Consider the following 23566-nt stretch of genomic DNA (forward strand, 5'->3'; position numbering starts at 1 on the left):
GGGTGTTACAGGCTGCCGATCTGACTGGTCACGATGTGCCGCTGCTCGAAGCCGGTACGCGTGATTAGCGGAAGCTGTGCCGCACTGTTGTTCGGCGACTCCTTCAGCTCGTGCGCCGCGGTTTCCGCGACGCTCACGACGGTCGCCCAACGACGAGTCGTCATCACACTGCTGGTCATGTGTTTCCCCTCCTTCCATGGATAGTCGAAATATGGTCACGGATGGCACGAAAACCACCCGAGCTTTGCTGGCAGAAAGTTGAGTGCAAATCAGCCACCAAAATCTGATGGGCGGCATTGGGTAGGAATGGGTACGGTGTTCTGGTCGACGATTGCCACGCCGCGCGCGGGGGTGATATTGCGTAGTGTTCGCATGAGTCCGGCCCGTCTGGACCGGACGGTTTCGGCCACCGAGCAAGGCGTGGGCCGGCCGCATACACATAGGCGCCCCAACTGCCGGTGCTGCGCCAGGATCGCGTCTGCCGTGGCGATTCCTCGACGTGTTTGATTCGTCCCGAGGTGTGCCCAGATCGACGCCTCCACTTTCAGTTCCTTCCCGCCGGCTGGTGATGCGTCATCGCGGGGGCATTCAGTGGGGGATGGCACGACCCACACGTCAGCCTGTGTCCGCAGTCTGGGCACCAGCGGGCAATCCCGCGCAGCGCGAAAACGCCTAGCGCGAATCCCAGCACCACGGCGGTGACGGCCAGTATCGCCAGGTCCACCTGTCTGCCTCCCGTCGTGCGATCGGACCGCCCCTGAACCTTGAGCGGCCGTTGCGCTCCCGCTCGTGCCCGGTCGGTGTACGTCCACACTCGCCCAACGTCAGCGACCTTGTAAGACGGGACTGAGGGGTGATTTAGGTAGTGAGTTAGGTAGTGACTGTGCTCTGACCTGCACAAACAGGCGAGGACCATGATCGCGTTCGGTGGGGTTAGGCACAGAACGCCCTTAAGCTCCTCCTACCGCACCGCCGCAGGCGACAGACCCGCCAGAGCAGCGAGAGAGGAGGGGGTGTGATCAGTCCGTACGTCCGACGTAGACGACTTGGCATTGAGTTGGCGCGGCTACGCGACGCATCCAAGATGCCGGCGGAAACGCTGGCGCAGCGCATCGGCATTGGCCGGCAGCGGCTTTCTAGATTGGAAAACGGTCACATCATCCCGGACCTCGAAGAAATCATGCGGCTCCTGGAAACCCTCGGCGCAGACCAGCGTTGCTGGACCCAGGTAATGGACATCGCCCGAGATGCCCGGGAGCGGGGATGGTGGGAGAGGTGGACGCGAGAGATGGGTCCACGCCAAGCCCTCTACGCCAACCTAGAAGCCGGCGCCGCAGCCATCTTCGAATACCACCTGACATTCCTACCCGGGCTAATGCAATTACCGGAATTCACGCGCTTCCGCGCCGAGTGCGACCGCGACGGGCTCGCCGATGACTTCCAAACCGAGCGCGCGGTCACCTGCCGCCGAACTCGCCAGCAGATGATCCAACGCCCCGGCGGCCCCAGCTACGAGGTCATCATCGACGAATTGGCTATACGCAGGCACACAGCCTCCCCGGACCTCGTTGCCGCACAGTTGGAACACATCGTCGCCCAAGCCCGCCCGCAGAACAGTTTGTGCGTGCGGGTGCTGCCGCTGGCCGCCCGCATCGGGTCCCACTCGGTGCCCCGCTCCGCGTTCTCCCGATACGAATACCCAGACCCCGACGACCCCACGATCGTCACCGTAGACACCGTCACCTCCGACCTAGTGCTCACCGAACCGGCCGAGGTCACCCGGTACCGCACCCTGTTCGACCGGCTCCGCGATGCCGCCTTACCGCCGGCAGGAAGCCTCACTTTCATCGAAAACGCAGCAGAATCGCTGCACCGACAGGTAGGAGCCCCTCAATGAAACCCATCAGCCGCCGAACCGGTTGGCACAAGTCCACTCTCTCCAGCGGAGGCGACAACTGCGTAGAAGTCGACCACCGCCACGACGGGTCCGTGGCCGTGCGCCACTCGAAGAACCCGACCGGCCCGCAGCTCGTTTTCACCCCGCAGGAATGGGACGCGTTCATCGGTGGAGCAAAGCTCAACGAATTCGACAGGTAACCAACTTCCGCCACATCTTATTGGAGTCGAGAGAGTGTCAGAAAGACTACGGCGCCCGCACCTGACCCTCATCAACGGCGGTGGCCTGCTACCACTGCGCGAGTCAGCCGATGTGTTCCCGATGGCCCACACCCCCGGCGTAAGGCTCCCGTTCGCCGCCCGGCTGGCCAGGCCCATGCCGGCGACGGTCAGGCACGCCACCACCCCAACGCCACCGGGGACCTCGACAGGCACCAGCCGTTCCAATGACGGGAAGGCGTACCCCGGCACCACGCGCGTCACCGACTCTGACAGCTAAGGCAACGGCTCGACGGCCGTGAAACCTTCTGACGCGATAGCAGTGACTTCCCGATGGAGCTGCGCCTGTCGGCGACGACGGCAGCGGATGGCACCTGGACCGGCCACACACCACACGCACTCCAGCGTTGAGCTGGAGCAGATGCGTTCGGTGTACCGGTGGCCAACGAAGTTCAGGACGCCTGCCGGGACGTCACCCGCAGATGAAGTGTTCGCGGCCGTCGAAGCCCGCCACAGCATCGGTGGCCTGCACGCCGCCCTCGACGTGTGCTGGATGAGCAACACGGCTGGCCAAGTCGTAGCGGCCATCGCTGACCTACTTCAGAAAGGCCATCACCAGTGACCAGCGACGACTGGCGTCCCCTGGCCGCCGACCTCGCCGCCACCCTCACCGCCGCCGGGGTCCTCACCGAGCAGTGGCGCAACGCCTTCACCCACACCCCCCGGCACCAATTCGTCCCGTACTTCCGCCTCCACGGCCGCGAGTACCAGGACAGCCCCGACCTCGAACAGCGACGCGCCTGGCTCCACGCCGCCTACCGCGACGAACCCCTGATCACCCAACAGCGCGCCGACGCCGCCGGTGAGGCACCCACCAGCTCCTCCACCTGCCCGAGCCTCATGGCCACCATGCTCGACCTGCTGAAAACCAGCGGCGGAGACCGGGTTTTGGAAATCGGCACCGGAACCGGCTACAACACCGCCATCCTCTGCCACCACCTCGGCTGTGAGTACGTCACCAGCATCGACCTGGACCCCACCCTGATCAGCCAAGCCCGCCACCGGCTCACCGACCTACACCGGTTCCCCAGCCTCATCGTCGGTGACGGCGCCGCCGGGGTCCCCACCCGCGTCCCCTACGACCGGATCCTGTCCACCGCCGCCGTCGCCGCGATCCCACCGGCCTGGATCGACCAGCTCAACCACCGCGGACGGCTCGTCACCGACTACCGCGGGAACCTCACCAGCAGCCTGCTGGTCGCCCACAAAAGTGACGCCAACACGGTCACCGGCCGGTTCGTCGGCACCCCCGGTCATTTCATGTGGCTACGCCCTCGCCTGGAACACCCCGGCCGCCTCGGCACCGACCCCGGCTTCGTCATCGACTTCAACAACCCCAGCACCACCACCACGACCATCCCACCGCAGCTGTTCACCAACCCGCACTTCCTGTTCTGGCTCCAACTCGCCGTCCCCCACCTCCTGCCCATCTCCGACACCATCCGCGACAACCGGCCCGGCCTGTTCCTCCTCACCGAAACCGACAGGTCATGGGTAGAAATCACGCCGCCGGTAAACGGCAGAGCCACCGTCAATAGCGGCGGCCCACAAGCGCTCTGGCAAGCCGTCCTGCAGGCGTGGCACAGCTGGAATGACCACGACCAGCCCGCGATCGACCGACTCGGCATCACCACGACCATCGACGGCTGCAGCACACTGTGGATCGACACACCCGACGACACCGTGCGGATCATCTCCCAAGGCGCCCGGCAATAACATGACCGCCCTACCCAGCCCGAGACGTCCAATCCGACCGCCTTCCTTGTTGCAGCCCACCGAGCAACCATCACCGCAAGGGCACCTCGCATGACTGCCACTGAGCTGAGACGGGCCAGTGCGGGCTCACATCAGCCGGACGGGGATGTGCGGCATGTCCCTGGCAACTGACTACTTTCGGCTCGCGCACCACGACGTCAACGGACGGCCCGTGATACACCGGGGTCCACTCGATCTGGGGCTCGCTGCGACGCTGGTCGCGGAGCTGATGTGGGCCAGACTGGTGGACCTGCAAGACGGTCTGCTGCGGGTAGGACCGGCTCCGTTTCCGCTACCGGATGCGGTGAGCCGACGCCTGCACGAACGGTTGCTCGTTGATCGCGGACAACACGATGTCAGCTATTGGCTGACGACGATCAGCACCACCGCCTATGAGCAGGTCGCCGCGCGTCTGGTCTGTACGGGCCACGTACGGCCGACCACGGTCCGCCGGCTGCTGCGCACGGAGATGCGGTACGTGCCGACGGATATGAGTGCTGCGGCAATGCCGATGGCCGGTCTGTCGTCTCGGCTGCGGCGACGCAGTCCGATGGATCAGCGTGATGCGTTCCTGGCCGCGTTGGCTCGGGCCACGGGCTTGATCGGCCGGGTCCTCGACGGCGCCGACCGCGAGACCACCACCTATCTCGATCACGTCCTGACGTTCCTGCCGGCGCCGTTGTCGGAGTTGGTGACCCGTACTGAGGTGCTGGTCGGTACGGCGGTGCTGGCCTACCAGCGGCGGTAATCCGGCTTTCCATCTCTCGATTTGTTGGAGGCTTTGTCATGGCACCACCTGCTCAATCTCCCGCGCTGGCTGCCGGCCGGCTGGGACCGGCTGACATCGTGTTCTTCAACCTCGCGGCGGCAGCGCCGTTGACGGTGGCGGCCGGGGTGATCCCGACCGCCTACGCGGTCACCGGCCTGACCGGTCTACCTGTGGCGTTCCTGGCCGTGGCCGCCGGCCTCGCGCTGTTCGCGGTCGGGTTCGTGGCGATGGCCCGCAGGGTGAGCAACGCGGGCGCGTTCTACGCCTACATCGCCCGTGGCCTGGGCAGGCCGTTTGGTGTCGGGGCAGCGTGGGTCGCGGTGGTGGCCTACAACGCGATGCAGGTCGGCCTGTACGGGCTGGTGGGTGCGGCGACGGCCCCGGTCGTGGAGCAGTGGTTCGGGGTGCCGCTGCCGTGGTGGCTGATCGCCCTGGCCTGCTGGGCGCTGGTGGCCGTCCTCGGCGTGCTGCGCGTAGACGTCAACGGACGGATCCTGGCTGCGCTGCTGTGCGCGGAGGTGATCGTCCTGGCGGTCTACCACGCCGCGAACTTGACGCACCCGGCCGACGGAACCTTAGCCCTGGGCGCGCTGTCCCCGACCAACCTCGCCGGCGGTGGCGTGGGCGCGCTGTTGGTGTTGGCCATTCTGGGGTTCGTGGGTTTCGAGGGTGCGGTGGTGTTCAGCGAGGAGTCCCGGGATCGGCAACGCACCGTGGCCGTCGCCACGTACGTCTCGATCGGGGTGATCGCGGTGCTGTATGCGGTGTCGTCGTGGGCGATGACGGTGGCTGCCGGCCCGGACCAGATCATTACCCGCGCCCAGGCCGACGGCCCGGAGCTGTTGTTCAACCTCGCCAACGCCAACCTGGGGGCGTTCGCCGCCGATACCGGACACGCCCTGTTCGCGACCTCCGTGGTCGCCGCGGCGATCTCCTTCCACAACACCAGCGCACGGTATGTGTTCGCGCTGGGCCGCGAAGGCGTACTACCGCACGCGTTCGGCCGCACCAACGCCGCCGGGGCGCCGAGGGCCGGGTCGCTGTGTCAGAGCCTGCTCGGCCTCACGGTGATCGTGGTCTACGCCGTCGGGGGCTGGGACCCGGTCGCGAACCTGTTCTTCTGGGCCGGCACCGCAGGTGGGCTCGGCGTTCTGCTCCTCATCGCCGCAGCGTCGGTAGCGATCGCCGTGTTCCTGGGCCGGCAGCCCGACGGAGAGGGCTGGTGGACCGGCCGGACAGCGCCAATCCTTGCGGCGGTGCTGATGGTTGCGGCAGCGGGGTTGGGAGTGGTCCAGTTCGACGTCGTGCTCGGCTCGGCGCCGGCGTGGCTGCCCATCGCTGTTCCGTTGTTCTACCTGTTCGTCACCCTGCTGGGTGTGGGGTACGGGCTGGCGCTACGCGCCTCGCATTCCGCGGTGTACCCGCGTATCGGGCTCGGCGCCCACGCCAGCCTGGCCGTGCCACCGGTGCCACGCCAGCAGCAGCGCCACATACCCACCCACTGCGCCACCGACAAGGCGGCGCACCGGTGAGCCGCGCACCGCAGATCGCAGTCGCCGACCCCACCGAACTCGCCACGGTCGTGGACGTCATCACCGACGCCTTCCTCACGCTTGACGTGGCAGCCTGGTTGGTGCCGGACCCGGCGCAGCGGCGCGCAGCGATGCGGGGGCACTTGTGCTTGATCACAGAGCAGGCATTCGCCCACGGCACCGTCTACCTCGCCGATCGGGGCGCGGGTGCAGCGGTCTGGTGCGACCGCACCACCGACGCCCCGGAAGTTGGCGATTACGACAGCCGCCTCGCCGCGCTGTGTGGGGAGCACGTCGACCGGTTCCGTACCTTCGATGCGCTACTGGCCTCCCACACCCCACCCGAGCCGCACCACCACCTGGCCCTGCTCGGCGTCACCCCAACCCGGCAAGGCACCGGAGTCGGCACCGCCTTACTGCGAGCCCACCACCAGCGTCTACCCGCCGGGGTACCGGCCTATCTGGAGGCCAGTTCCATGCGCGCACGTGACTTGTATGCCCGTCACGGCTACCAGACCCAGCCACCCTTCCACGTCGCCGATCATTGCCCGCCGCTGTGGCCCATGTGGCGGCACTGAACCCACGATCATCACCACCGGGCGTCGGCACCGTCGGTAGCCGACCGCACAAGCATCCGCCTTGGTCCCACAGGCGCAACCGTCCATGTACTCAACCGATTCACCGAAATGAGGAAACAAGGGTGACCGCTTTGCGCGAAAAAGCCGAAGACCCGGACAAGCTGCGGGCCGCGATGGTAGATGCGCTACGCGACGAGCAGATGATCCTGTCGGATGCGGTAGCTGCGGCCTTCGACGCCGTACCCCGACACATGTTCGCTCCAGGCGAGCCGCTGGAGAAGGTGTACGCGACGAACGTGACACTCCTTCCGAAGTTGGCAGCCGACGGCTCAGAGATGAGCGTCGTTTCAGCGTCGCACATTCAGGCGGCGATGCTGAAGCAGGCCGAGATCACCGCAGGCATGCGGGTAATGGAGATCGGCTCGGGTGGCTACAACGCCGCGTTAATCGCCGAGCTGGTTGGCCCTACCGGCGCCGTCACCACGGTCGACATCGACGCGGACATCACCGCCCGCGCGCGGCAGTTTCTCACCGAGGCCGGATACCACCACGTCCAGGTGGTACACGCTGACGCCGAGCACGCGCTCGCCGACGCTGGCCTGTTCGACGTCATCATCGTGACCGTTGGGGCTTGGGACATCCCACCAACCTGGCTGGAGCAGCTGACCCCGTCCGGCCGGATCGTCGTACCCCTGCGATTCGCCGGTATCAGCCGGTCCATCGCCTTCGACCGGGTCGGTGACGGCCTGGTCGCCGCTAACTACCGGCTCGGGATGTTCGTGCCGATGCAAGGCGACGGAGCGTTCGAGGAACAGACCATCGCGGTCGACGGCGAGGTTGCACTGCGGGTCGATCAGCCACAACCGGCCGCTTTCGACATTCCAGCATTGCGCAAGGCAGTCAACGGGCCGCGAATCGAACGCTGGTCCGGTGCCATCTTCGACATGCCCGACGAGCTGGAAATGTTCCTGCTGACCAGCGAACCACGGATGGCGATGCTGCACGTCAGCGACAACATGGCAAACCAGGATGTGTTCAACGCATCCGCGCGCAGAGGCGTACCGGTCCTGGTCGAGGGGGGCAGCTTCGCATACCGAATCAAACGGCCCAACCCAAAGACCGGTGGCTACGAAAGCGGAGTCATCGCACACGGGCCGAACGCCGAAACGCTCGCCGACCGCTATCTCAGCTTGCTGCGCCGATGGGCGGACGAATACCACCGACGTGGGGCAGCCCGCATCGCCTACCACCCCGGAACCGTCGGCGTCATCGGCGATGGATGGGAAGCCGTCAAGCGTCACGGCACCCTCACGGTCACCTGGCCGTGACCGACGCCCCGCAGCCAGCCCGGCCGCGGGAGATCAACAACCCCTAGTAAGGAGAAAGCTGTGTCAGTGCAGTTAGAGACCGCCCCGATCACGATCGACAATCCCAACCCGGTGGACACCGGCGAATGGGATCTGGATGTGTCCTTCATCGAGGCCGGCGACTCGGTCAAGCACCTAATCTACATGACCAACGACAACTGCGGCCAAACCTGCGCCTCGGCGTGCGTTAGCTGCCCGTAGCCCTCCTCTGAAAAGTCGGCAAGCCAGTGGGAGGGCGTCGCTGGACGCCCTCCCACCCCGGGAAGGAGCGGCGTGTTTCAGGTCATTGACGCGGTGTTGGTGCGCGCCGCTTCTGCGCCGCTGAGTGCAGGCCCGGCCTGGTGGCCGGCGCTAGAAGACGGCAACGAGCAACTATGGCGACAGTGGACGAGTGACGTGACGACCGATGCTGCGTTCGCCGGCGCGCTCGCACACGCCAGTCCTTTCCTCGCTCAGCGCGCCCACGGCTTCGCCGCTGGCGCCACGCTGGGAGTACGGGATGCTCGGCGGCTTACGCTGTCGATGATGCGGTACGTGCTTCGCGCAACCGCACGAGCCACCCCGTACGGACTATTCGCCGGCGTCGCCCCCGTACAACTCGGCGGCTCAGCCACCGCAGTGATCGGCGAGCGCCATCGGCCAAAGGCGCGCGTTCGGGCCCGATGGTTCGCGCAGCTGGTTGAACAGCTGGAAGCGGACCCGAAGCTTCGAAATCTACTGCTGGTGCAGGCGAACAATCTGGTGACACAGCGGGTCGGGTATTTGGTATTGCCGAACCGGCCGAGCCGTGACCCGGACGGCGCACCGGCCCACGTCAACGTCCGGGCCACCGCTCCTACCCGGGCGGCGTTGGCTTACGCCGACGCATCTATCCGATGGCCGCAGCTCTCCACAAGGCTCGCTACGTCGTTCGGTGTTGATGGGGCTGTCGCCGATGGGCTCATCTGTGGATTGGTGCAGCAGGGGCTTCTGCTGACGCACCTCAGTCCTTCGATGGTCGACACCCGCCCCGCGTCCCGGCTCGCGCAGCAGCTGGCCAGCGCCAAGGTCGTGGATGTTCACGTCGACGGCACGGCTCTGGCTGCGGTTCGTGACCTCACCACGTCCGTTGTTCAGTTGGCGGCAGAGCACGATGGCGCCCCCAACTTGGCGCAGGCCGCCATTCGTCGCCAGCGCCTCAACAAGGTGGTCGAAGGCGACAGGGCCGGTGAAGGCGTGGCCGTTGATCTTCGGCTGGACGCCACTGTTACCTTGCCGCGTCGGGCGGTCGATGAGGTCGCGCGTGCGTGCGCCACGCTGGTTCGGCTTGCGAATCCGAACCCGGGCGGATGGCGAGCGTGGCATGTGGCGTTCCTGGATCGCTATGGGCTGCGCGCGGCGGTAAGGGTGCTTGATGTCGTGGATGAGGCGATGGGTTTGGGCTACCCTGCCGGCTTCCATGGTGGGCCGCTGCGACCCCGTCAGGTTTTCACCGACCGAGATCGGGCCCTGCTGGCGTTGGCTCAGACCGCGGCATTGACTGGTCAGCACGAAATCAGCGTCGATGACGCTCTCATAGATCGGGTTGCCGGTGGCGTTCAGGACGCTACCGGGCAGGTGCAACCGAGTTGTGCGTTGACGGTTCGCGTTCACGCCGACAGTACCGATGCCATCGTGCAGGGCCGGTTCGATATGACGGTCGTTGGTGTGTCCCGCCATGCCGGCACCACGATCGGACGGTTCCTTGACCTGCTACCCGATGACGCTCAGCAGACGATGGTGGGCGCATTGGCTGCGGTACCGACCGTTACCGTAGGGGCGTTGGCGGTCCAGGTCACGGCGACCGGCCCGTACATTGACACCTTGGATGTGGCCCGGTCGCAGCAGGTGCTACCGCATCTGCTGCCAGTCGGTGAGTACCACGATTTGCCCGCTGAGCAGGTGGTTCGGCTCGACGACCTGGCCGTGACCGCCGATCGGGACCGCCTTTACTTAGTCAGCCTGTCGCGCCGCCGGGTGGTTGAGCCGATCCTGTTCAACGCGGTAGAGCCCGTGCGCCACACCCTGCCGGTCGTTCGGTTCCTGACCGAACTCCCGGCAGCCTTCTGCACCCCCTGCACCAGATTCGACTGGGGCGCCGCCGCCGACCTGCCTTTTCTGCCGGCACTGCGATCAGGGAGAACAATCCTGGCGCCCGCACGCTGGCTGCTGACAACCGAAGCGCTACCCGGCAACAGTGCCTCCTGGCCGACATGGCGGGCCGCCCTGACTGGCTGGCTGACGAACACCGGCTGTCCGAACCGGGTGCTGGTCGGTGACGGCGATCAACGGCTGGCGCTGGATCTGACCGAATCAGCCCACCAGGCGCTGCTTCGCGACTACCTCAACCGCAGCAAGCGGGCCGCGCTGCGACCAGCGCCTGACAACGATCACGCCGGCTGGCTGGCCGGACGCGCACACGAGATCGTCGTTCCCGTGGCATCCGGCAGTAGTCCGCTGCCAGCACCGGACCTGGCAATGCTGTCAGCGGCGGTCGAGTACGGTGATCACGGCAACCTACCCGGTGCCAGCGAATACCTGTACGTCAAGCTGTACGCCCCGCCGCAGCGGCAGACCGAAATCCTGGCCGAACGCCTCGACACGCTGCTAGATCACGTGCCCCCGGCAGAACAGCGTTGGTGGTACCTGCGCTATCACGATCCGAAGCCCCATCTACGGCTGCGGCTTCCGACGGCCGTAGGCCCGGCGTTGGGCCCGTGGGCGGCGCAACTGCGCCGCGACGGGCTGCTGTGGCGGATGCAGATCGACACCGACTACCCCGAATTCGCCCGCTACGGCGGACCCGCCGCCTACCGCGCCGCGCAGAACGTGTTCATGGCCGACTCCGCCGCTGCGCAGGCGCAGCTCCGGACAGTCGGCCAGGCGCGTTTCGACGTCCGGGCGGTAACTGCGGCCAGTATCCTGAACATCGCCACCTCGCTCCTCGGCGATAGCACTGACGGCATGCGGGCCTTGATCAGCCGAACCAGGCCAGTGCGTGACGCCCCGCCGCGCGACCTCCATGCGCAAGTCCTGATGCTTACCGGCAGCCAAAATCCGAGCCTGGCACCACAGGGGTATGAGCCGGTCCTGGCCAGCTGGCAGCGCCGCCACCAGGCACTGGCCACATACCGACAGGCCCTCAACGACGCCGGTCTGCACCCCGTCGGGCTGCTACCCGACCTGATGCACCTGCACCACACCCGGATTGCGGGCGTCGACCTTGACGCTGAACGGACCTGCCTGCACCTGGCGCGCTCAGCCGCACTGAGCTTGATCAGCCGCCCTAGGAGCCAACCATGACTAGCGCCGCCACCCGCCTGCTGGACGCCGCATCCGCCATCGCCGACGCACTCAGCGACCCGGACCGCGTGCGTTGGCCGGACACGAACCGGGCCAGCCCCGCATCGTTGGCAGGAGGAGCCGTTGGTGTCGCGTTGCTGCATGTGCACCGTGCACGCACCGGACACGGCGATGAAAACACTGCCCATCGCTGGCTCGCCGCCGCAACCCGCGATCCGATAAGCGCCGGCCCCAACGCGAACCTGTTTAACGGAGCCCCCGCCATCTGTTTCGTACTGCGCGCAGCCGCCGACGGCACCAGCGCCTACAGTCGGCCCCTCCAGGCGGTCGAGGACCACACCCTCTCCATTGCTGCAAGTCGCCTCGACGCAGCCTGGGCACGCATCGAGTCCGGCGCTGCTCTGACGATGCGCGAGTTTGACCTAGTCCACGGCATCACCGGCCTGACCGCCCACCTCCTCGGCACCCAGCCCGAGCATCCCGTCACCAAACGAGCCTTGTCCTACCTGGTGAACCTCACCGAGCGGCCACAGCGCTCCCGTCCGCCGTGGTGGCTTGCCAGCGGACTCAACGGAGAGCCGCACCCCGACTACCCCGACGGCCACGGCAACCTCGGCGTCGCCCATGGCATCAGCGCAGTCATCGCCGTACTCGCGCTGGCCGTCCGCGACGGCTACGCCATGGCCGAGACAACCGAGGCCCTGCAGCGGCTATGCGCCTGGACCGACCAGTGGCGCCAACACGATGACGCCGGCACCTGGTGGCCCGGCTACCTCACCCCACAACAACACGACTGCGGCACTCGCAGGCACGCGCTGCGCAAGCCCCGACCGTCTTGGTGTTACGGCGTCGCGGGAACAGCCCGCGCCCAACAGCTCGCCGGTATCGCACTGCGCGACGACACCCGCCAAGCACACGCCAAGAGGTCCATCCTGGACGCCATCAACGATCCCTACCTGCACGGCAAGCTCCCCGAAGTTGGCCTATGCCACGGCAAAGCCGGACTCCTAACGGCCGCACACCGGATGGCCCAGGACAGCGGCTGCCCAGACGTCCGCGCGGCGGCGAAAAAGCTGGCCGCCCACCTGGCCGCGCAACTAGTAGAAGAACCGATCACCGATCCCGACCTCATGGACGGCGCCGCCGGGGCGGCACTGGCCCTGCACAGCGCTGCGACACCTGACACCACCACCGGCCCCCGATGGGACCGATTCCTGCTACTGGCATAAACCGGGAGGCCAACGATGACTGAACCCCACTGGCAACAAATCAGCGTTGAGTTTCCGACCTGGGCACACGCCGAACGCACAGCAGTCACCGACCTGGCGCCGGCGCTCACCGCCCTAGAGGCCCAAAGGGTGTTAGATGCCTGGTTCTTCATCCGCAAAGCCCCCTGCTGGCGGCTGCGGTACACCGGATCGGACCCCGACCGCGCCCGGGAGAAGATGCGCGGGGCGCTCACTCCGCTGCTTGCCCAGCGGCAAATACTGTCCGCCACCGCGGTCGTCTACGAGCCCGAGGTACACGCGTTCGGGGGGCACGAGTCGATGGACGCAGCCCACCGCTTCTGGCATCTCGACAGCCGGCATATCTTGGCCGCGTTGGCGCAACCAGCCATCGGCCGGAAGCGACGAGAACTCGCCGTACTCCTTGTCACCGCCATGCTGCACGCCGCGCGCCTCGACTGGTACGAACAAGGCGACGTGTGGGCTCGCGTCGCCGCCCACCGACCGCCGCCCACCGATCCCGAAGGGCTGGCCCTACTGATCGGCCAAACTCGCCGGCTCTTGGCCGCAGACACCGCCACTCTTACTCAATCCAACAAGCCGCTAGCGGACCTCGCTGAATGGGCGACGGTTTACATCGACTTCGGACACCAAATCAGCGCACTCAACAACGCCGGAAACCTGCACCGCGGTCAGCGAGACATCCTCGCCCACCACATCGTGTTCGCTTTCAACCGCCTCGGCCTGCCCGCCAACGCCCAATCCGCGCTCAGCAACGCCGCGAAACATGCCATATTCAACAACTTCAACACCCCAACTGAACGGCTGGAACCCGGCGGCCACCCCCAGCCCCACACCGTAAACGGGAACCTGGCATGACCGTCACCGCCCACACCCTCCAAGCCCGATTCCCCTTGGTAGCCCGGCCCCGACCCGCCTGCATGCCCCTGACACAACGGGCCTCCAACATCCACTACATGGCCAAGACTGTCGCGCAAACCGGCAGCCCCGCCCAAGCCACCGCCGTGTTCAACCTCGCCGCGCTGATCGCCTCCGACTGCGGCCTACCAGACCTCGCCCGTCACTGGGCACACCGCCTCGCCCACACGGCCCTACGTCAGTCCCCGACCCAGGGTGCCGATGCCACCGCCGCCCTGGAACCCATCATCAACCTGGCTCGACTCCACATCCGCGCCGGTGACGGACTCGCCGCCTGGAACCTCCTGGAGTATCTCTACCGATCAGTGATAGAACGATCCGACGCGACCATCGACGGCATCGACATCCCGATCCAGCGCCTCACCCATCAACCAGACACCCACCACCAAGTTCGCACTTGGCTATGGGCAAACCTGCTGTCCACCGGCGCCAGAGCCCTCGTCAGTATCGGCCGGTGGGAAGAGGCACGCCGACGAGTCGCCCAACACAACGGCATCGGCAAGCGGATGCTCGACGGCCGGCAAATCGCCGTCATCGCCCACCACCTCGGCGAACAGCCCCAACACGCGCAGGTCCTTGTGCGAAACACCCAAGATGGCGAGCCATGGGAGAAGTCGGTCAGCGACTGCCTACACATCATCTGTACCCACGGCAAGCAGACAGCTGCAGCAGACGGGACGCGCTGGCAGCAGACCTACCCGCCCGACTCAGGGCTCGCCGTATTCCACACCCGACTCAACCTCACCGTTATCGACGCTCTCGAAGGACACGACGAACCGGCCGCAGAGCGCATCACGGCATCGATCCTGCAATCCGCGCCGGAAGACGGATACGTGGTACGCGATCTTCTCAACCATCCTCGGAGTAGGTCGACGGCGACAGCCTCCCAAACCCGCTCGCTGACCGATGTCATGGAAGCCTGCGGAATCGACCGCGGTCACATCCCAACACAAGTGCAGGACCTCCTCAACGGGGCACTTAACACCGCCGAACAGGCCCTCACCTCGCGTCGCCCCGTCGCACCGATCTTCGGTCAGCGGCCTCAGCCTGACGCGTCGACAACACCACCGACCCGATGATCAGAATGCGCGGCTGTCACACCAGTGCCGTAGCGTGCGCCCCCGCGCACGAGCAGCGTCACCGACCAACCGTAGGTAACGGAATCGACGGGAGCGGGGATGTCGATCGGATGGCTCAACCCGAAACTGCCAACGGCGAGCGACAGCCAGAGCGTCCTGCCGGAGCTGGGTGAGGCGTCCTGGCTGGGACACACCGACGTGCTCGTCGGTACCAGCTTTCTGTCCGTCGCCAGACGCCTGCCGGCGATCGTGCGCAGGGCGCTGCGCGTGGCATGGGCAGCCAACCGGCGGGACACCCTAGCGGCGCTGGTCCTTAACCTGGTCGGTGGCATGGCCACCGCAGTCGGCCTCCTGGCCACACAGAGCGTCCTGACGCAGCTGTTCGCGCAAGGGCCTACCCTGCACCGAGTACGCGCCGCCGTGCCCGCCCTGGCACTCGTCGCTGTCACCGTCGCCATCCGCTCAGGGCTGTCGATCGCCGCCGGGTGGGCCCAGTCGCGGTTGGAACCGCAGGTAGTCAACGCGATCGAACGGCGCATGTTCGCCACGACCACCGCCGTGGACCTGGCCGCCTTCGACGACGCGGGCTTCGTCGAGGAAATGCAGCGCGTTCGACAACGCGGCGGGCTATCCGCACAGTGGCTCGTGCGCGCAACAATCGACCTCGCCTCCGGCGCTGCCGGCCTGATCGGTACCGCGACCGCCCTGTGCTTCGTCCACCCGCTGCTCCTGCTCGCGCTGGTCATCGCCACCATCCCCGGCGCCTGGACAGCTGTACGCAGCGGCCGATGCGGCTACCTCGTCGAACGGCTGTTCTCCGACCGCCGCAGGCGGATGTGGATGCTCGCAGAGGTGATGGCCGACCGCGACGCCGCCGCCGAAGTCCGCGCCTACACTGCCCGCGACTTCCTGCTGCGCCAGTACGACGCCGTCGCCGATGCCCAGACCGCCTCCGACATCGACGTCGCCAACGTCCGCTCCCGTATCCGACTCGTCGGCGGCGTAGCCGGCGGCGCCGCAACCGCCGGTGTCTACGGCCTACTCGGGCTCCTGCTCGCCGACGCCATCATTCCACTGGCTGCTGCCGGAACGGCCGTGCTCGCTCTGCAAGCAGCCCGCCAATCACTGGCCCTCGCGCTGGTAAACGTCAACCGGATCTACGAAGAATCTTTGTACTTCAGTGACTTCCTAGACTTCTCGGCGCGAGCCAACTCCCTAACCACCGCTCGGGATGGAACCGCCGCCATCGCGGCGCCACAGGAAATCGACGTCCGAAACGTCTCGCTGCAGTACCCCGGCAGCGACCGCTTGGCACTCGAAAAGGTCTCCATCACCGTCAGCAGAGGGCAGACCATCGCCCTTGTCGGTGAGAACGGCTCCGGCAAGACCACCCTGGCGAAAGTCCTCGCTGGCCTGTACCAGCCCACCGCCGGAGTAGTGCACTGGAACCAGCAACCGATCCCCGCTGGCGGCCAACACCTGTGGCAGCATGTCGCTCTGGTGCCGCAGGACCACATGCGATGGCCGTTTTCTGTCCACACCAATATCACGATCGGCACAGATCACACTGACGCCCGCGGCAGTGACGCAGCGATCCAAGCCGCAGCGCGGACCGGGGGCGCCCACGCCATGATCGAAAACCTGCCGCGTGGTTACGACACCCTGCTGTCGCGGGCCTTCGCTGCCGGGGTGGACCTGTCCGGCGGGCAGTGGCAGCGCATCGCCTGCACCCGGGCGTTCTATCGCGATGCGCCGTTACTGATCTGCGACGAACCATCAGCGGCGCTGGACGCCCGCGCCGAACACAAACTTTTCACTGCGCTACGCGAGCACGCCGCCAACCGGATCACAGTGCTCGTCACGCACCGGCTGGCCAACGTCCGTCACGCTGATCACATCTACGTCCTTCACGAGGGCCAGCTCGTTGAGCAAGGAAACCACCACCACCTAATGGCCGCCACCGGGCTCTACAAGGACCTCTTCACGTTGCAGGCGGCCGGTTACGCAGACGCCAAGACCGCGACCCCGACCCCGACCGTTCCCGCCCAGGGCGGTACTCGTCTACCGGCTGAGGCGTCCTGATCCCAAGGTGACCACGATGCGAACCGAATACGAAGCCCGAATCCTCGACATCACCCCCGCCGCAGTCGAACAGGCGATCCTCAGATCTGGCGGACACCGTTGCGGGGACACAGCTCTGTTGCGCCGCCACATCTACCCGCTGACCGCCGGTGAGCCCGACGGGCAGCGATGGTTGCAGCTGCGCTCGAAAGGCTCCGGCGCAACCCTGACCGTCCAGGACGTGAACCACGGCGGCATCGAAGGCGTCGGCGAGTTGGAGATCGGCGTAGACGACTACGAATCGACGTGCCAACTTCTGGCAGCGATCGGTCACGAGATCACCTTCTACCAGGAGCGCAGGCGAACGATGTTCGTGCTGGCTGGCGCGAAAATTTCCATCGACCAGTGGCCGATGATCCCACCATTCCTGGAGATCGAGGCCGACAACGCCGACGAGGTTTACCGCACCGCCGCCACGCTCGGCTTCACCGCCGAACGGGTCAGCACCGGTGGTGACGTTTACCAGCAACACGGTATCGACCACACGGCGTACCCGCGTCTGGCTTTTGATGAGACGCTCACGTTGTAGACGTTCGGGCTCTGCTTGGTGCCTCGTCCTCGACGTGCGGGCCAGCGGCGGTGGAGTGGATTCTGCCGGTCTACGACGGCGACCTGTGCTCTAGACCGATGGCGGGCGTGCCGAGCCTTTCAACAACTTCAGCACCAGGTAGGGCTGCGAGTAGGCGTCCGGTGACGAGTAGTTTGCTGTGTCGGACGCCGGAGCCGATGATCACATGCTGGTAGGCGTCTATGCGTGTGTCGATCAGTACCGTCCAGCGCTCTGGCAGGCCGACTGGGGTGATGCCGCCGTGCTCCATGCCGGTCAGGGAGACGGTCTGGTCCATCGGCGCGAAGCTGGCTTTGCGTGCGTCCAGCCGGCGCCGGACCAGGCCGTTGACGTCCGCGCGTGTTGTGGCCAGGACTACGCAGGCTGCGTATCGGGTGATGTCACCGCGCCGGCCGGCGACGATGACGCAGTTCGCCGACTCGTCGAGGGCCACCCTGTACGCCTGGCAGAACGCGGCGGTGTCGGCCAACGCGGGGTCGATCGGCGCAACCAATGCCTCCCTCGCCAGTTCGGGCGGCAAAGCTTGCAGGCCCGCGATCACTGGGTCAGCGAGCAGGTCGGGGCGGGCAAGGGCGGGCCCAAGTTGCAGCATGCCGTCATCCTGCCAGGACGAATCAGTCACAGGCGTTGGCGCCGGCGCCCGTGGACGCACCCGCAGGAGATCCGAACGTCTGTACTAATGTGCTGCTCATGGCGAGGACACGGCGGCACTGGTGGAACGGAAAGTGGGGACGCCTCGCCCGGCGTGACATCTTCATCCGGCAGACGCCCAGCGGAGTGGAGCTGGAGCTTCGAGAGGGCGGGTACGACGGGCGCAGCGTCCGAGCGACTTTCCCTACCGAAGGCTCCGCCGTCGTGGAGGCGGAGCGTCGCATGCAACCGCATCCCACCGATGACTGGCGCGAAGTCAGCAGCTAGCCCGTCGGCATCATGCCCGACCAAGGTCATGGCGGACGGCTCAGAAAGCGACGGGCGCGGCGCTTATGAGCTGCGGCCCAGTGCCCACCAGAGTGCTTCGTCGGCGCCGCCGAAGTAGTCCCGTCCCTGGGCTCCGCCGAGGTAGACGCGGCCGGTGACCATGTGATGCTCAGCGTCGGCTTGTTCGGGAGTTGGCTTGCCTCTGCTGGGTGCGCCACCGCCGGGGGTGGTGGCGGCGTGGCCGAGGGTCCAGGCGAGCGCGTGGGAGTGACCGCTGACGTACGGACTGTCGCCGGTTGGACCCATCTCTTTGAGACGGTCGGCGAGTTTACGGTCGGCAAGCAGGCGGGGTTGGGGATGGGCGATGCCCATTGCTCGGACGACGGTGAGTGGGTCAACGCGGGCCTTGGTGGCGATTTCCAGGGCGATGCAGCCGGGCCATGGGTAGGTGTTGGTGGCACCGGAGAGCCAGATTTCGGGTGCGTCGCTGTTGGTGTTGTTGCGCCAGAGCTGGGCGTAGAAGCTGCCCACGCCGTCGTCCCAGCCCCAGATGCTCTGGTGGTCCCAACCGGGTAGATCGACCACGTCATTGAGGTGGTGGCCGGGCCGGGCGGTGTGGTTGCGGGAGTGGTCAGGGGTGTGCACGTCGGCAAGTGTGCCGATCGCAGCGGCTGCCGTCTAGCCCGTGCTTCGACCGTCTGCTTCTGGTATTGCATCACCGATGCGGCTCTCCGTCGTGTCCGCGGCGATCTCCGAACGACGCCGACGGGCAGGTTCGGGCGCTGCGGCGCCACGATGGTCGCCGACAAGACGCAGGTAAGCTACGGGTTTAACCTCACGGGCCGCGTACTACCTGTCACGGGACTATCGGCCCGCCCACATCGCTGACCTTCTTTAGGTGGTGAGCTGATGGGCGGCGTCCAGTCCCCGTCTGCTGATGTCCCGTTCCTGCTCGTCGACGGCCACAACCTGCTGTGGCGCGCCGCGCTGGGCTTCCCGGCCGAAATCCGCTCCCGCGACAGGGCCCGCGTCCTGACCGGCCTGTTCGGGTTCTTCGCCCTGCTGCGCGTGGCGATCCGAGACGAGATCGACGGCGACCCCGAAGTCCTGGTCGTCTTCGACGGACAGCACGGCAACAGCGGCCGGCTGTCCGTCGACGCCGGCTACAAGGCCCAACGCCCGACCGGCGCCGCCGCCCTGACCCCGATCACCTACCTACCCAGCGTCAAAGACGGACTCAACCGGCACCACATTCCCTGGATCGAGCTGGACCAGGTCGAAGCCGACGACGTCATCGCGACCCTCACCGCCGGCAACCCCGACCGCGAAACGCTGATCATGTCCGCTGACCGCGACTACTACCAACTCATCAACGACCGGATCCGTGTCCTCAACACCGCGATGCGGTCCGGTGGCCGGCACATCGACGCCACCGCCGTGCATACCCGCTACCGCGTCTGGCCCAGGCAGTGGCCGGACTTCCGCGCGCTGGTCGGGGACCCGGCCGACAACATCCGCGGCATCCGCGGCATCGGTGCCGGTACCGCCGCCATGCTCCTGGTCGACGGCCTCACCCTCGACGCCCTGCCCGCTTCCGGGCGGCTGGAGCACGGCCGCGGCCGGCTCGTAGCGGCCGACTACGAGCTGGCCTGCAAGTACCGCGACATGATCCGCCTCAACACAGCCGTGGACCTCACTTACCAGCCCACCGGGCGATCTGCCCTGCCGTTGCCCGCGCCTCGCGACATCGTCGAGACCCTGGGGCTCTGGTGACCCTAAATCACCCCTCCGTCATGACCTTGCTCGCCCACCCCGACGACACCGAGATGTGGGGCGGCGGCATCCTGGCCACGCCGTTCCGCGCGCGCCCGTCACTGCGCTGTCCAGCCGCCACGGTGCACCACGTCGATCGCGGGCTTGCGCCGGTCGCCGAGCTTGCGGGGCGGTTCGTCGGAGTATCCGAAGGAGACCGCGCCGATCGGGTGGTACTGCTCGGGCACTCCGAACTCCTCCCGGAAGGCGGGGATCCGGTCGACCGGCATACCGAAGAAGCAGGCGCCGAGGCCGGCGTCGACAGCGGTCTGGAGCATTAGTAGTACGGCCATGCCGGTGTCGATGTCCCAGTACGGCGCCGGCCACCAGGCGTCTGAGCGCTCGGTGAAGCCCTTGTCGGGCTCGGCGTAGCGATCGAGGTACGCCGACTTGTTGGACAGCGCGACCACCAGCAGCGGCGCGCGGACCTGCGCGGCGAACCAGTTTTGCGGTCCCTCGGCCGGGGTAACCGCCGTACGGAACCGAGAGATGTCGGCGGCTACGTCGAGCACCAGGAAGCCCCAGCCCTGGGAGAACCCGGCCGACGGTGCGCGCTGCGCGTTGTGCAGGATCCGGTCCACGACCTCGGGCGGTACCGGGCGCTGCTCGTCGTAGCTACGGACCATACGGCGGCGGCGGACCACATCCTGGAAATCCATGCCTGCCACCTTCGCACGCCGGCGATGCCGGCAGGTACCGCGCGGTCTGGCGACCAACGTGTAGAGCCGATGACCGGGGTAGCCGCATACTCTCCCGGCCGAGCCGGCGCCGGCGGTACGCCGTCGATGCACCGCCGCGATGTTCAAATCCGTCGATCATTGAATCTGGCAGGGGTCGCGCCTACGAGGGGCCCCGCTCGGCCTTAGACAGGGTGCGCTGCGGTCGGCGGTCGGGCATCTATAGGTACCGCCGTGTACGACGTCGCGTCTGCCGGTTTCGCGGGCCTGGGCACGACGATGGTGACCAAGGTGGACTGCGTCTGGTTGTCGGGTCTGTCCAGATGTTGCCGTGTGTCTTATCCTCCTCACCATACGTGGGGGAGGATGTAATGGGTGCGGGTGATTCAGCCGCCGCGCACGCTCGGGAGTGCGCGCGGCGGGCCGAGCGGGTGCATCGGGCTTACCGGTTTTGGTTGGAGCGTTCGCAGCGGTTCGCCGCTGGCGCGGAGGGTGAGCGGAAGGTCGCGGCGGCGCTGCTGTCGTTGACCGAGGACGAGCTGTGGCGGGCGTTGGTGGATCGCCGCTGGCCGGGTCACGAGGCAGCCAACGTCGATGTGATCATGGTTGGTCCGTCCGGTGTGTTCGTGATCGACGCCAAGATGTGGGCGCACCAGCCGCTGGTAGTCGCAGGTCGGCTTCAGGCCGGCGGTCAGGACCGACACGATCAGGTCGACAAGCTGCTGGCAGCCACCGTGATGGTCGAGGACGCGCTCAAGGAGTTGGGGACCGCGCCGTTGGCGGTCACCCCGATGATGGTGTTCGCCGGTCGGAAGATGAATGCTGTCGCGGGTCGGGTGCTGCTGCGTGACACCAGCAACGTGTTGGAGGTGTTGGCCGCGCCTCGGCAGCGGCTGAAGCCGAAGCTGGTCGCCATCATCGCCGCGGAGTTGGAGGCGGTGTTCGTCGAGCATGAAGCACCGGACCTGCCGGCCGGTGCTCTGGACTCGGCGCCCGAGGGGAGCACCGGAGCGACCGCAGGCGCCGGAGAGGCAATGGCGGGCAATGCAGAGGCCCTGGAACTGTTCGACCCGCATGAGGTCGTTCGCGCGCAGATGGCGGCGGCGCTGGCCGGGCCGATCGAAAACTGGATGACGTTCCTGCACCAGGACCAGCGGGCTCTGGTCGCGCGGAACTTCTCCGGCCCGGCACGCATCGGCGGGGCGGCCGGCACCGGCAAGACCGTCGTCGGACTGCACCGCGCTGTGCACCTGGCGCAGCAGACAACCGGCAAGATTCTGTTCATCACCTACGTGAAGAACCTGCCGCTGGTGCAGGCGAACCTGCTGGCGCAGATGGCACCGCGGATGGTCGATCGGATCGAGTTCACCAGCTTGCACCGGTGGGCGCTGAAGTTACTCAACCAGCGCACCCGGCGGCGGGTGACCCTCGACGACGACAAGGCCCGACACTGCTTCGAGCAGGCGTGGATGCGCGTAGGCCGAGACAGCGGCTTGAAGGATCTGGAACCGAACCTGTGGTACTGGTACGACGAGATCCGCTGCGTGATCAAGGGCCGCGGTATCGCCAGCCTGCCGCAGTACCTGGCGTTGAACCGGCGCGGCCGGGGCCAGATGCTACGGCTGTATCAGGCACACCGCGAGGCGGTGTGGACACTATGCGAGCAGTACAACGCGCTGCTGGCCGAGCAGGACCTGGTCGACTTCGACGACGTGCTCATCAATGCCCTGGAGCTGGTACAGGACGACCCGCCGGAGTACGCGGCGGTGATCGCCGACGAGGTCCAGGACTTCACCCTGGTCGCCGTCAAACTCCTGCACGCCCTGACCGGCGACGCACCGAACGGGCTGCTGCTGATCGGTGATGGGCAGCAGTCGGTGTATCCGGGCGGATTCCGGCTCGCTGACGCCGGCATCACCGTGCGCGGTGCCCAGTCCAGTCTGCTGCGGGTCAACTACCGCAACGCCGCGCAGATCTTCACCGCCGCCATGCAGGTCCTGGAAGGCACCCCGCTGGAAGACATCGACGGGGTGGAGATCAACCAACCCGATGTCGAGAGCACCTACCACGACGGGCAGGTCATCCACATGCCCTGCGCCAGCGCCGTCGAGCACGACCAGCAGCTGCTGGAGCGCATCGCCGACCTTCGCAGCGAGTTGGGCGACGAGGCGTTGGCGCAGGCGGCGGTGCTGTGCCGCACCCACGCCGAAGTCAACCGTTACCTCACCCAGCTGACCGACGCCGGCCATCCGTGCATGGACCTGGAGAAGTACGACGGGACACCGGCCGAAGGCGTCAAGATCGGCACCGTGCTGCGCGCGAAAGGTTTGGAGTTCAAGTACGTGTACCTGCCCCACCACGACGAGGAGCAACGGCAAGCGGAGAAGACCGCCGCGGTCAACCCCGACCGCCTAATCACTGCCAAGACTCGCCTGTTCGTCGGCATGACCCGCGCCCGCGACCGGCTGTGGCTCGGCAGCGTTCGCACCACAGCGCCCTCGGTGCCGACCCAGCGAATACCACTGAAGCAAATGATGAACGGCATGAGCCAGAATGAGGTCTCCCAGTCGAACCGGTGAAGGGCCGCCGCCGATTCGAGCGCGGGCCACCAGGCCCACACGCTCACCGGTCTGCCGCGCCCGTGCACCAGGCGCTGGTTGTCAGCGGCCACCGGCTTCTTCCCCGTGGACGGCCAGATGGATTCCCCACCCACCGACCACGATCGGTAA

The 23566-nt window shown here is 66.7% G+C and carries 20 protein-coding genes; 16 read left to right on the forward strand and 4 right to left on the reverse strand.

Annotated elements, in window-relative coordinates:
- Positions 1-5 precede the first annotated feature (5 nt).
- Complete coding sequence (locus IEY94_RS00835; RefSeq protein ID WP_189168054.1) at positions 6-179, reverse strand: hypothetical protein; 174 nt, start codon at positions 177-179, stop codon at positions 6-8.
- A gap of 836 nt (positions 180-1015) precedes the next feature.
- Here IEY94_RS00835 and IEY94_RS00840 point away from each other — a divergent pair.
- The 14 genes from IEY94_RS00840 (at position 1016) to IEY94_RS00905 (ending at position 17391) form a co-directional block, all read left to right on the forward strand.
- Positions 1016-1897 carry a helix-turn-helix domain-containing protein gene (locus tag IEY94_RS00840; RefSeq protein ID WP_189168055.1) on the forward strand — a complete coding sequence of 294 codons (882 nt, stop codon included), beginning with the start codon at positions 1016-1018 and terminating at the stop codon, positions 1895-1897.
- The gene (locus IEY94_RS00845) at positions 1894-2097 is read left to right on the forward strand and encodes a DUF397 domain-containing protein (RefSeq protein ID WP_189168056.1); all 204 of its coding nucleotides are present in this window, start codon (positions 1894-1896) and stop codon (positions 2095-2097) included. The genes IEY94_RS00840 and IEY94_RS00845 overlap by 4 nt, the downstream gene beginning before the upstream one ends.
- A gap of 636 nt (positions 2098-2733) precedes the next feature.
- Positions 2734-3891: a methyltransferase domain-containing protein gene (locus IEY94_RS00850; RefSeq protein WP_229783216.1), complete on the forward strand. Its 1158-nt coding sequence runs from the start codon at positions 2734-2736 to the stop codon at positions 3889-3891.
- A 154-nt stretch (positions 3892-4045) separates the two neighbouring features.
- The gene (locus tag IEY94_RS00855) at positions 4046-4678 is read left to right on the forward strand and encodes a GOLPH3/VPS74 family protein (protein ID WP_189168057.1); all 633 of its coding nucleotides are present in this window, start codon (positions 4046-4048) and stop codon (positions 4676-4678) included.
- Between the two features lie 38 nt (positions 4679-4716).
- A complete protein-coding gene (locus IEY94_RS00860) occupies positions 4717-6231 on the forward strand; it encodes an APC family permease (RefSeq protein ID WP_189168058.1) in 1515 nt (504 codons plus the stop codon).
- Positions 6228-6809, forward strand: coding sequence for a GNAT family N-acetyltransferase (locus IEY94_RS00865; protein WP_229783218.1), 582 nt, complete (start codon positions 6228-6230; stop codon positions 6807-6809). Before IEY94_RS00860 ends, IEY94_RS00865 begins: the two co-directional genes overlap by 4 nt.
- A 122-nt stretch (positions 6810-6931) precedes the next feature.
- The gene (gene fxlM / locus IEY94_RS00870) at positions 6932-8137 is read left to right on the forward strand and encodes a methyltransferase, FxLD system (RefSeq protein ID WP_189168059.1); all 1206 of its coding nucleotides are present in this window, start codon (positions 6932-6934) and stop codon (positions 8135-8137) included.
- A 66-nt stretch (positions 8138-8203) separates the two neighbouring features.
- A complete protein-coding gene (locus tag IEY94_RS00875) occupies positions 8204-8377 on the forward strand; it encodes an FxLD family lanthipeptide (RefSeq protein WP_229783219.1) in 174 nt (57 codons plus the stop codon).
- A 72-nt stretch (positions 8378-8449) separates the two neighbouring features.
- Complete coding sequence (locus tag IEY94_RS00880; RefSeq protein WP_189168061.1) at positions 8450-11497, forward strand: lantibiotic dehydratase; 3048 nt, start codon at positions 8450-8452, stop codon at positions 11495-11497.
- Entirely contained in the window at positions 11494-12726 is a 1233-nt protein-coding gene (locus tag IEY94_RS00885; RefSeq protein WP_189168062.1) for a lanthionine synthetase C family protein, read from the forward strand. The genes IEY94_RS00880 and IEY94_RS00885 overlap by 4 nt, the downstream gene beginning before the upstream one ends.
- Positions 12727-12741: 15 nt before the next feature.
- Complete coding sequence (locus tag IEY94_RS00890) at positions 12742-13602, forward strand: thiopeptide-type bacteriocin biosynthesis protein (protein WP_189168063.1); 861 nt, start codon at positions 12742-12744, stop codon at positions 13600-13602.
- 98 nt (positions 13603-13700) lie between these two features.
- Positions 13701-14741, forward strand: coding sequence for a hypothetical protein (locus IEY94_RS00895; protein WP_189168064.1), 1041 nt, complete (start codon positions 13701-13703; stop codon positions 14739-14741).
- 99 nt (positions 14742-14840) lie between these two features.
- Complete coding sequence (locus IEY94_RS00900) at positions 14841-16823, forward strand: ABC transporter ATP-binding protein (protein WP_189168065.1); 1983 nt, start codon at positions 14841-14843, stop codon at positions 16821-16823.
- 16 nt (positions 16824-16839) lie between these two features.
- The gene (locus IEY94_RS00905) at positions 16840-17391 is read left to right on the forward strand and encodes a CYTH domain-containing protein (RefSeq protein WP_189168066.1); all 552 of its coding nucleotides are present in this window, start codon (positions 16840-16842) and stop codon (positions 17389-17391) included.
- A 70-nt stretch (positions 17392-17461) separates the two neighbouring features.
- Here the strand turns inward: IEY94_RS00905 and IEY94_RS00910 are convergent, their stop codons facing one another.
- Positions 17462-18022 carry a YbaK/EbsC family protein gene (locus tag IEY94_RS00910; protein WP_189168067.1) on the reverse strand — a complete coding sequence of 187 codons (561 nt, stop codon included), beginning with the start codon at positions 18020-18022 and terminating at the stop codon, positions 17462-17464.
- A gap of 389 nt (positions 18023-18411) precedes the next feature.
- A complete protein-coding gene (locus IEY94_RS00915) occupies positions 18412-18993 on the reverse strand; it encodes a hypothetical protein (protein ID WP_189168068.1) in 582 nt (193 codons plus the stop codon).
- 264 nt (positions 18994-19257) lie between these two features.
- On the opposite strand from IEY94_RS00915, the gene IEY94_RS00920 reads away from it, so the two are divergent.
- A complete protein-coding gene (locus IEY94_RS00920) occupies positions 19258-20121 on the forward strand; it encodes a 5'-3' exonuclease (RefSeq protein ID WP_189168069.1) in 864 nt (287 codons plus the stop codon).
- 98 nt (positions 20122-20219) lie between these two features.
- On the opposite strand, the gene IEY94_RS00925 is transcribed toward IEY94_RS00920, so the two are convergent.
- On the reverse strand, positions 20220-20819 hold the full coding sequence (locus IEY94_RS00925) for a nitroreductase family protein (RefSeq protein WP_189168070.1): 600 nt from the start codon (positions 20817-20819) through the stop codon (positions 20220-20222).
- Between the two features lie 473 nt (positions 20820-21292).
- On the opposite strand from IEY94_RS00925, the gene IEY94_RS00930 reads away from it, so the two are divergent.
- Complete coding sequence (locus IEY94_RS00930) at positions 21293-23416, forward strand: nuclease-related domain-containing DEAD/DEAH box helicase (protein ID WP_229783220.1); 2124 nt, start codon at positions 21293-21295, stop codon at positions 23414-23416.
- The last annotated feature ends 150 nt before the right edge of the window (positions 23417-23566 follow it).

Source organism: Pilimelia anulata (genome assembly GCF_014647895.1).
GTDB lineage: Bacteria > Actinomycetota > Actinomycetes > Mycobacteriales > Micromonosporaceae > Pilimelia > Pilimelia anulata.

Bases quoted from the DNA above. Each gene is read 5' to 3' on its own strand.
- IEY94_RS00835 (WP_189168054.1), bottom strand. From the start codon at position 179: ATGACCAGCAGTGTGATGACGACTCGTCGTTGGGCGACCGTCGTGAGC.
- IEY94_RS00845 (WP_189168056.1), top strand. From the start codon at position 1,894: ATGAAACCCATCAGCCGCCGAACCGGTTGGCACAAGTCCACTCTCTCC.
- IEY94_RS00855 (WP_189168057.1), top strand. From the start codon at position 4,046: ATGTCCCTGGCAACTGACTACTTTCGGCTCGCGCACCACGACGTCAAC.
- IEY94_RS00860 (WP_189168058.1), top strand. From the start codon at position 4,717: ATGGCACCACCTGCTCAATCTCCCGCGCTGGCTGCCGGCCGGCTGGGA.
- IEY94_RS00885 (WP_189168062.1), top strand. From the start codon at position 11,494: ATGACTAGCGCCGCCACCCGCCTGCTGGACGCCGCATCCGCCATCGCC.
- IEY94_RS00890 (WP_189168063.1), top strand. From the start codon at position 12,742: ATGACTGAACCCCACTGGCAACAAATCAGCGTTGAGTTTCCGACCTGG.
- IEY94_RS00895 (WP_189168064.1), top strand. From the start codon at position 13,701: ATGGCCAAGACTGTCGCGCAAACCGGCAGCCCCGCCCAAGCCACCGCC.
- IEY94_RS00900 (WP_189168065.1), top strand. From the start codon at position 14,841: ATGTCGATCGGATGGCTCAACCCGAAACTGCCAACGGCGAGCGACAGC.
- IEY94_RS00905 (WP_189168066.1), top strand. From the start codon at position 16,840: ATGCGAACCGAATACGAAGCCCGAATCCTCGACATCACCCCCGCCGCA.
- IEY94_RS00910 (WP_189168067.1), bottom strand. From the start codon at position 18,022: ATGCTGCAACTTGGGCCCGCCCTTGCCCGCCCCGACCTGCTCGCTGAC.
- IEY94_RS00920 (WP_189168069.1), top strand. From the start codon at position 19,258: ATGGGCGGCGTCCAGTCCCCGTCTGCTGATGTCCCGTTCCTGCTCGTC.
- IEY94_RS00925 (WP_189168070.1), bottom strand. From the start codon at position 20,819: ATGGATTTCCAGGATGTGGTCCGCCGCCGCCGTATGGTCCGTAGCTAC.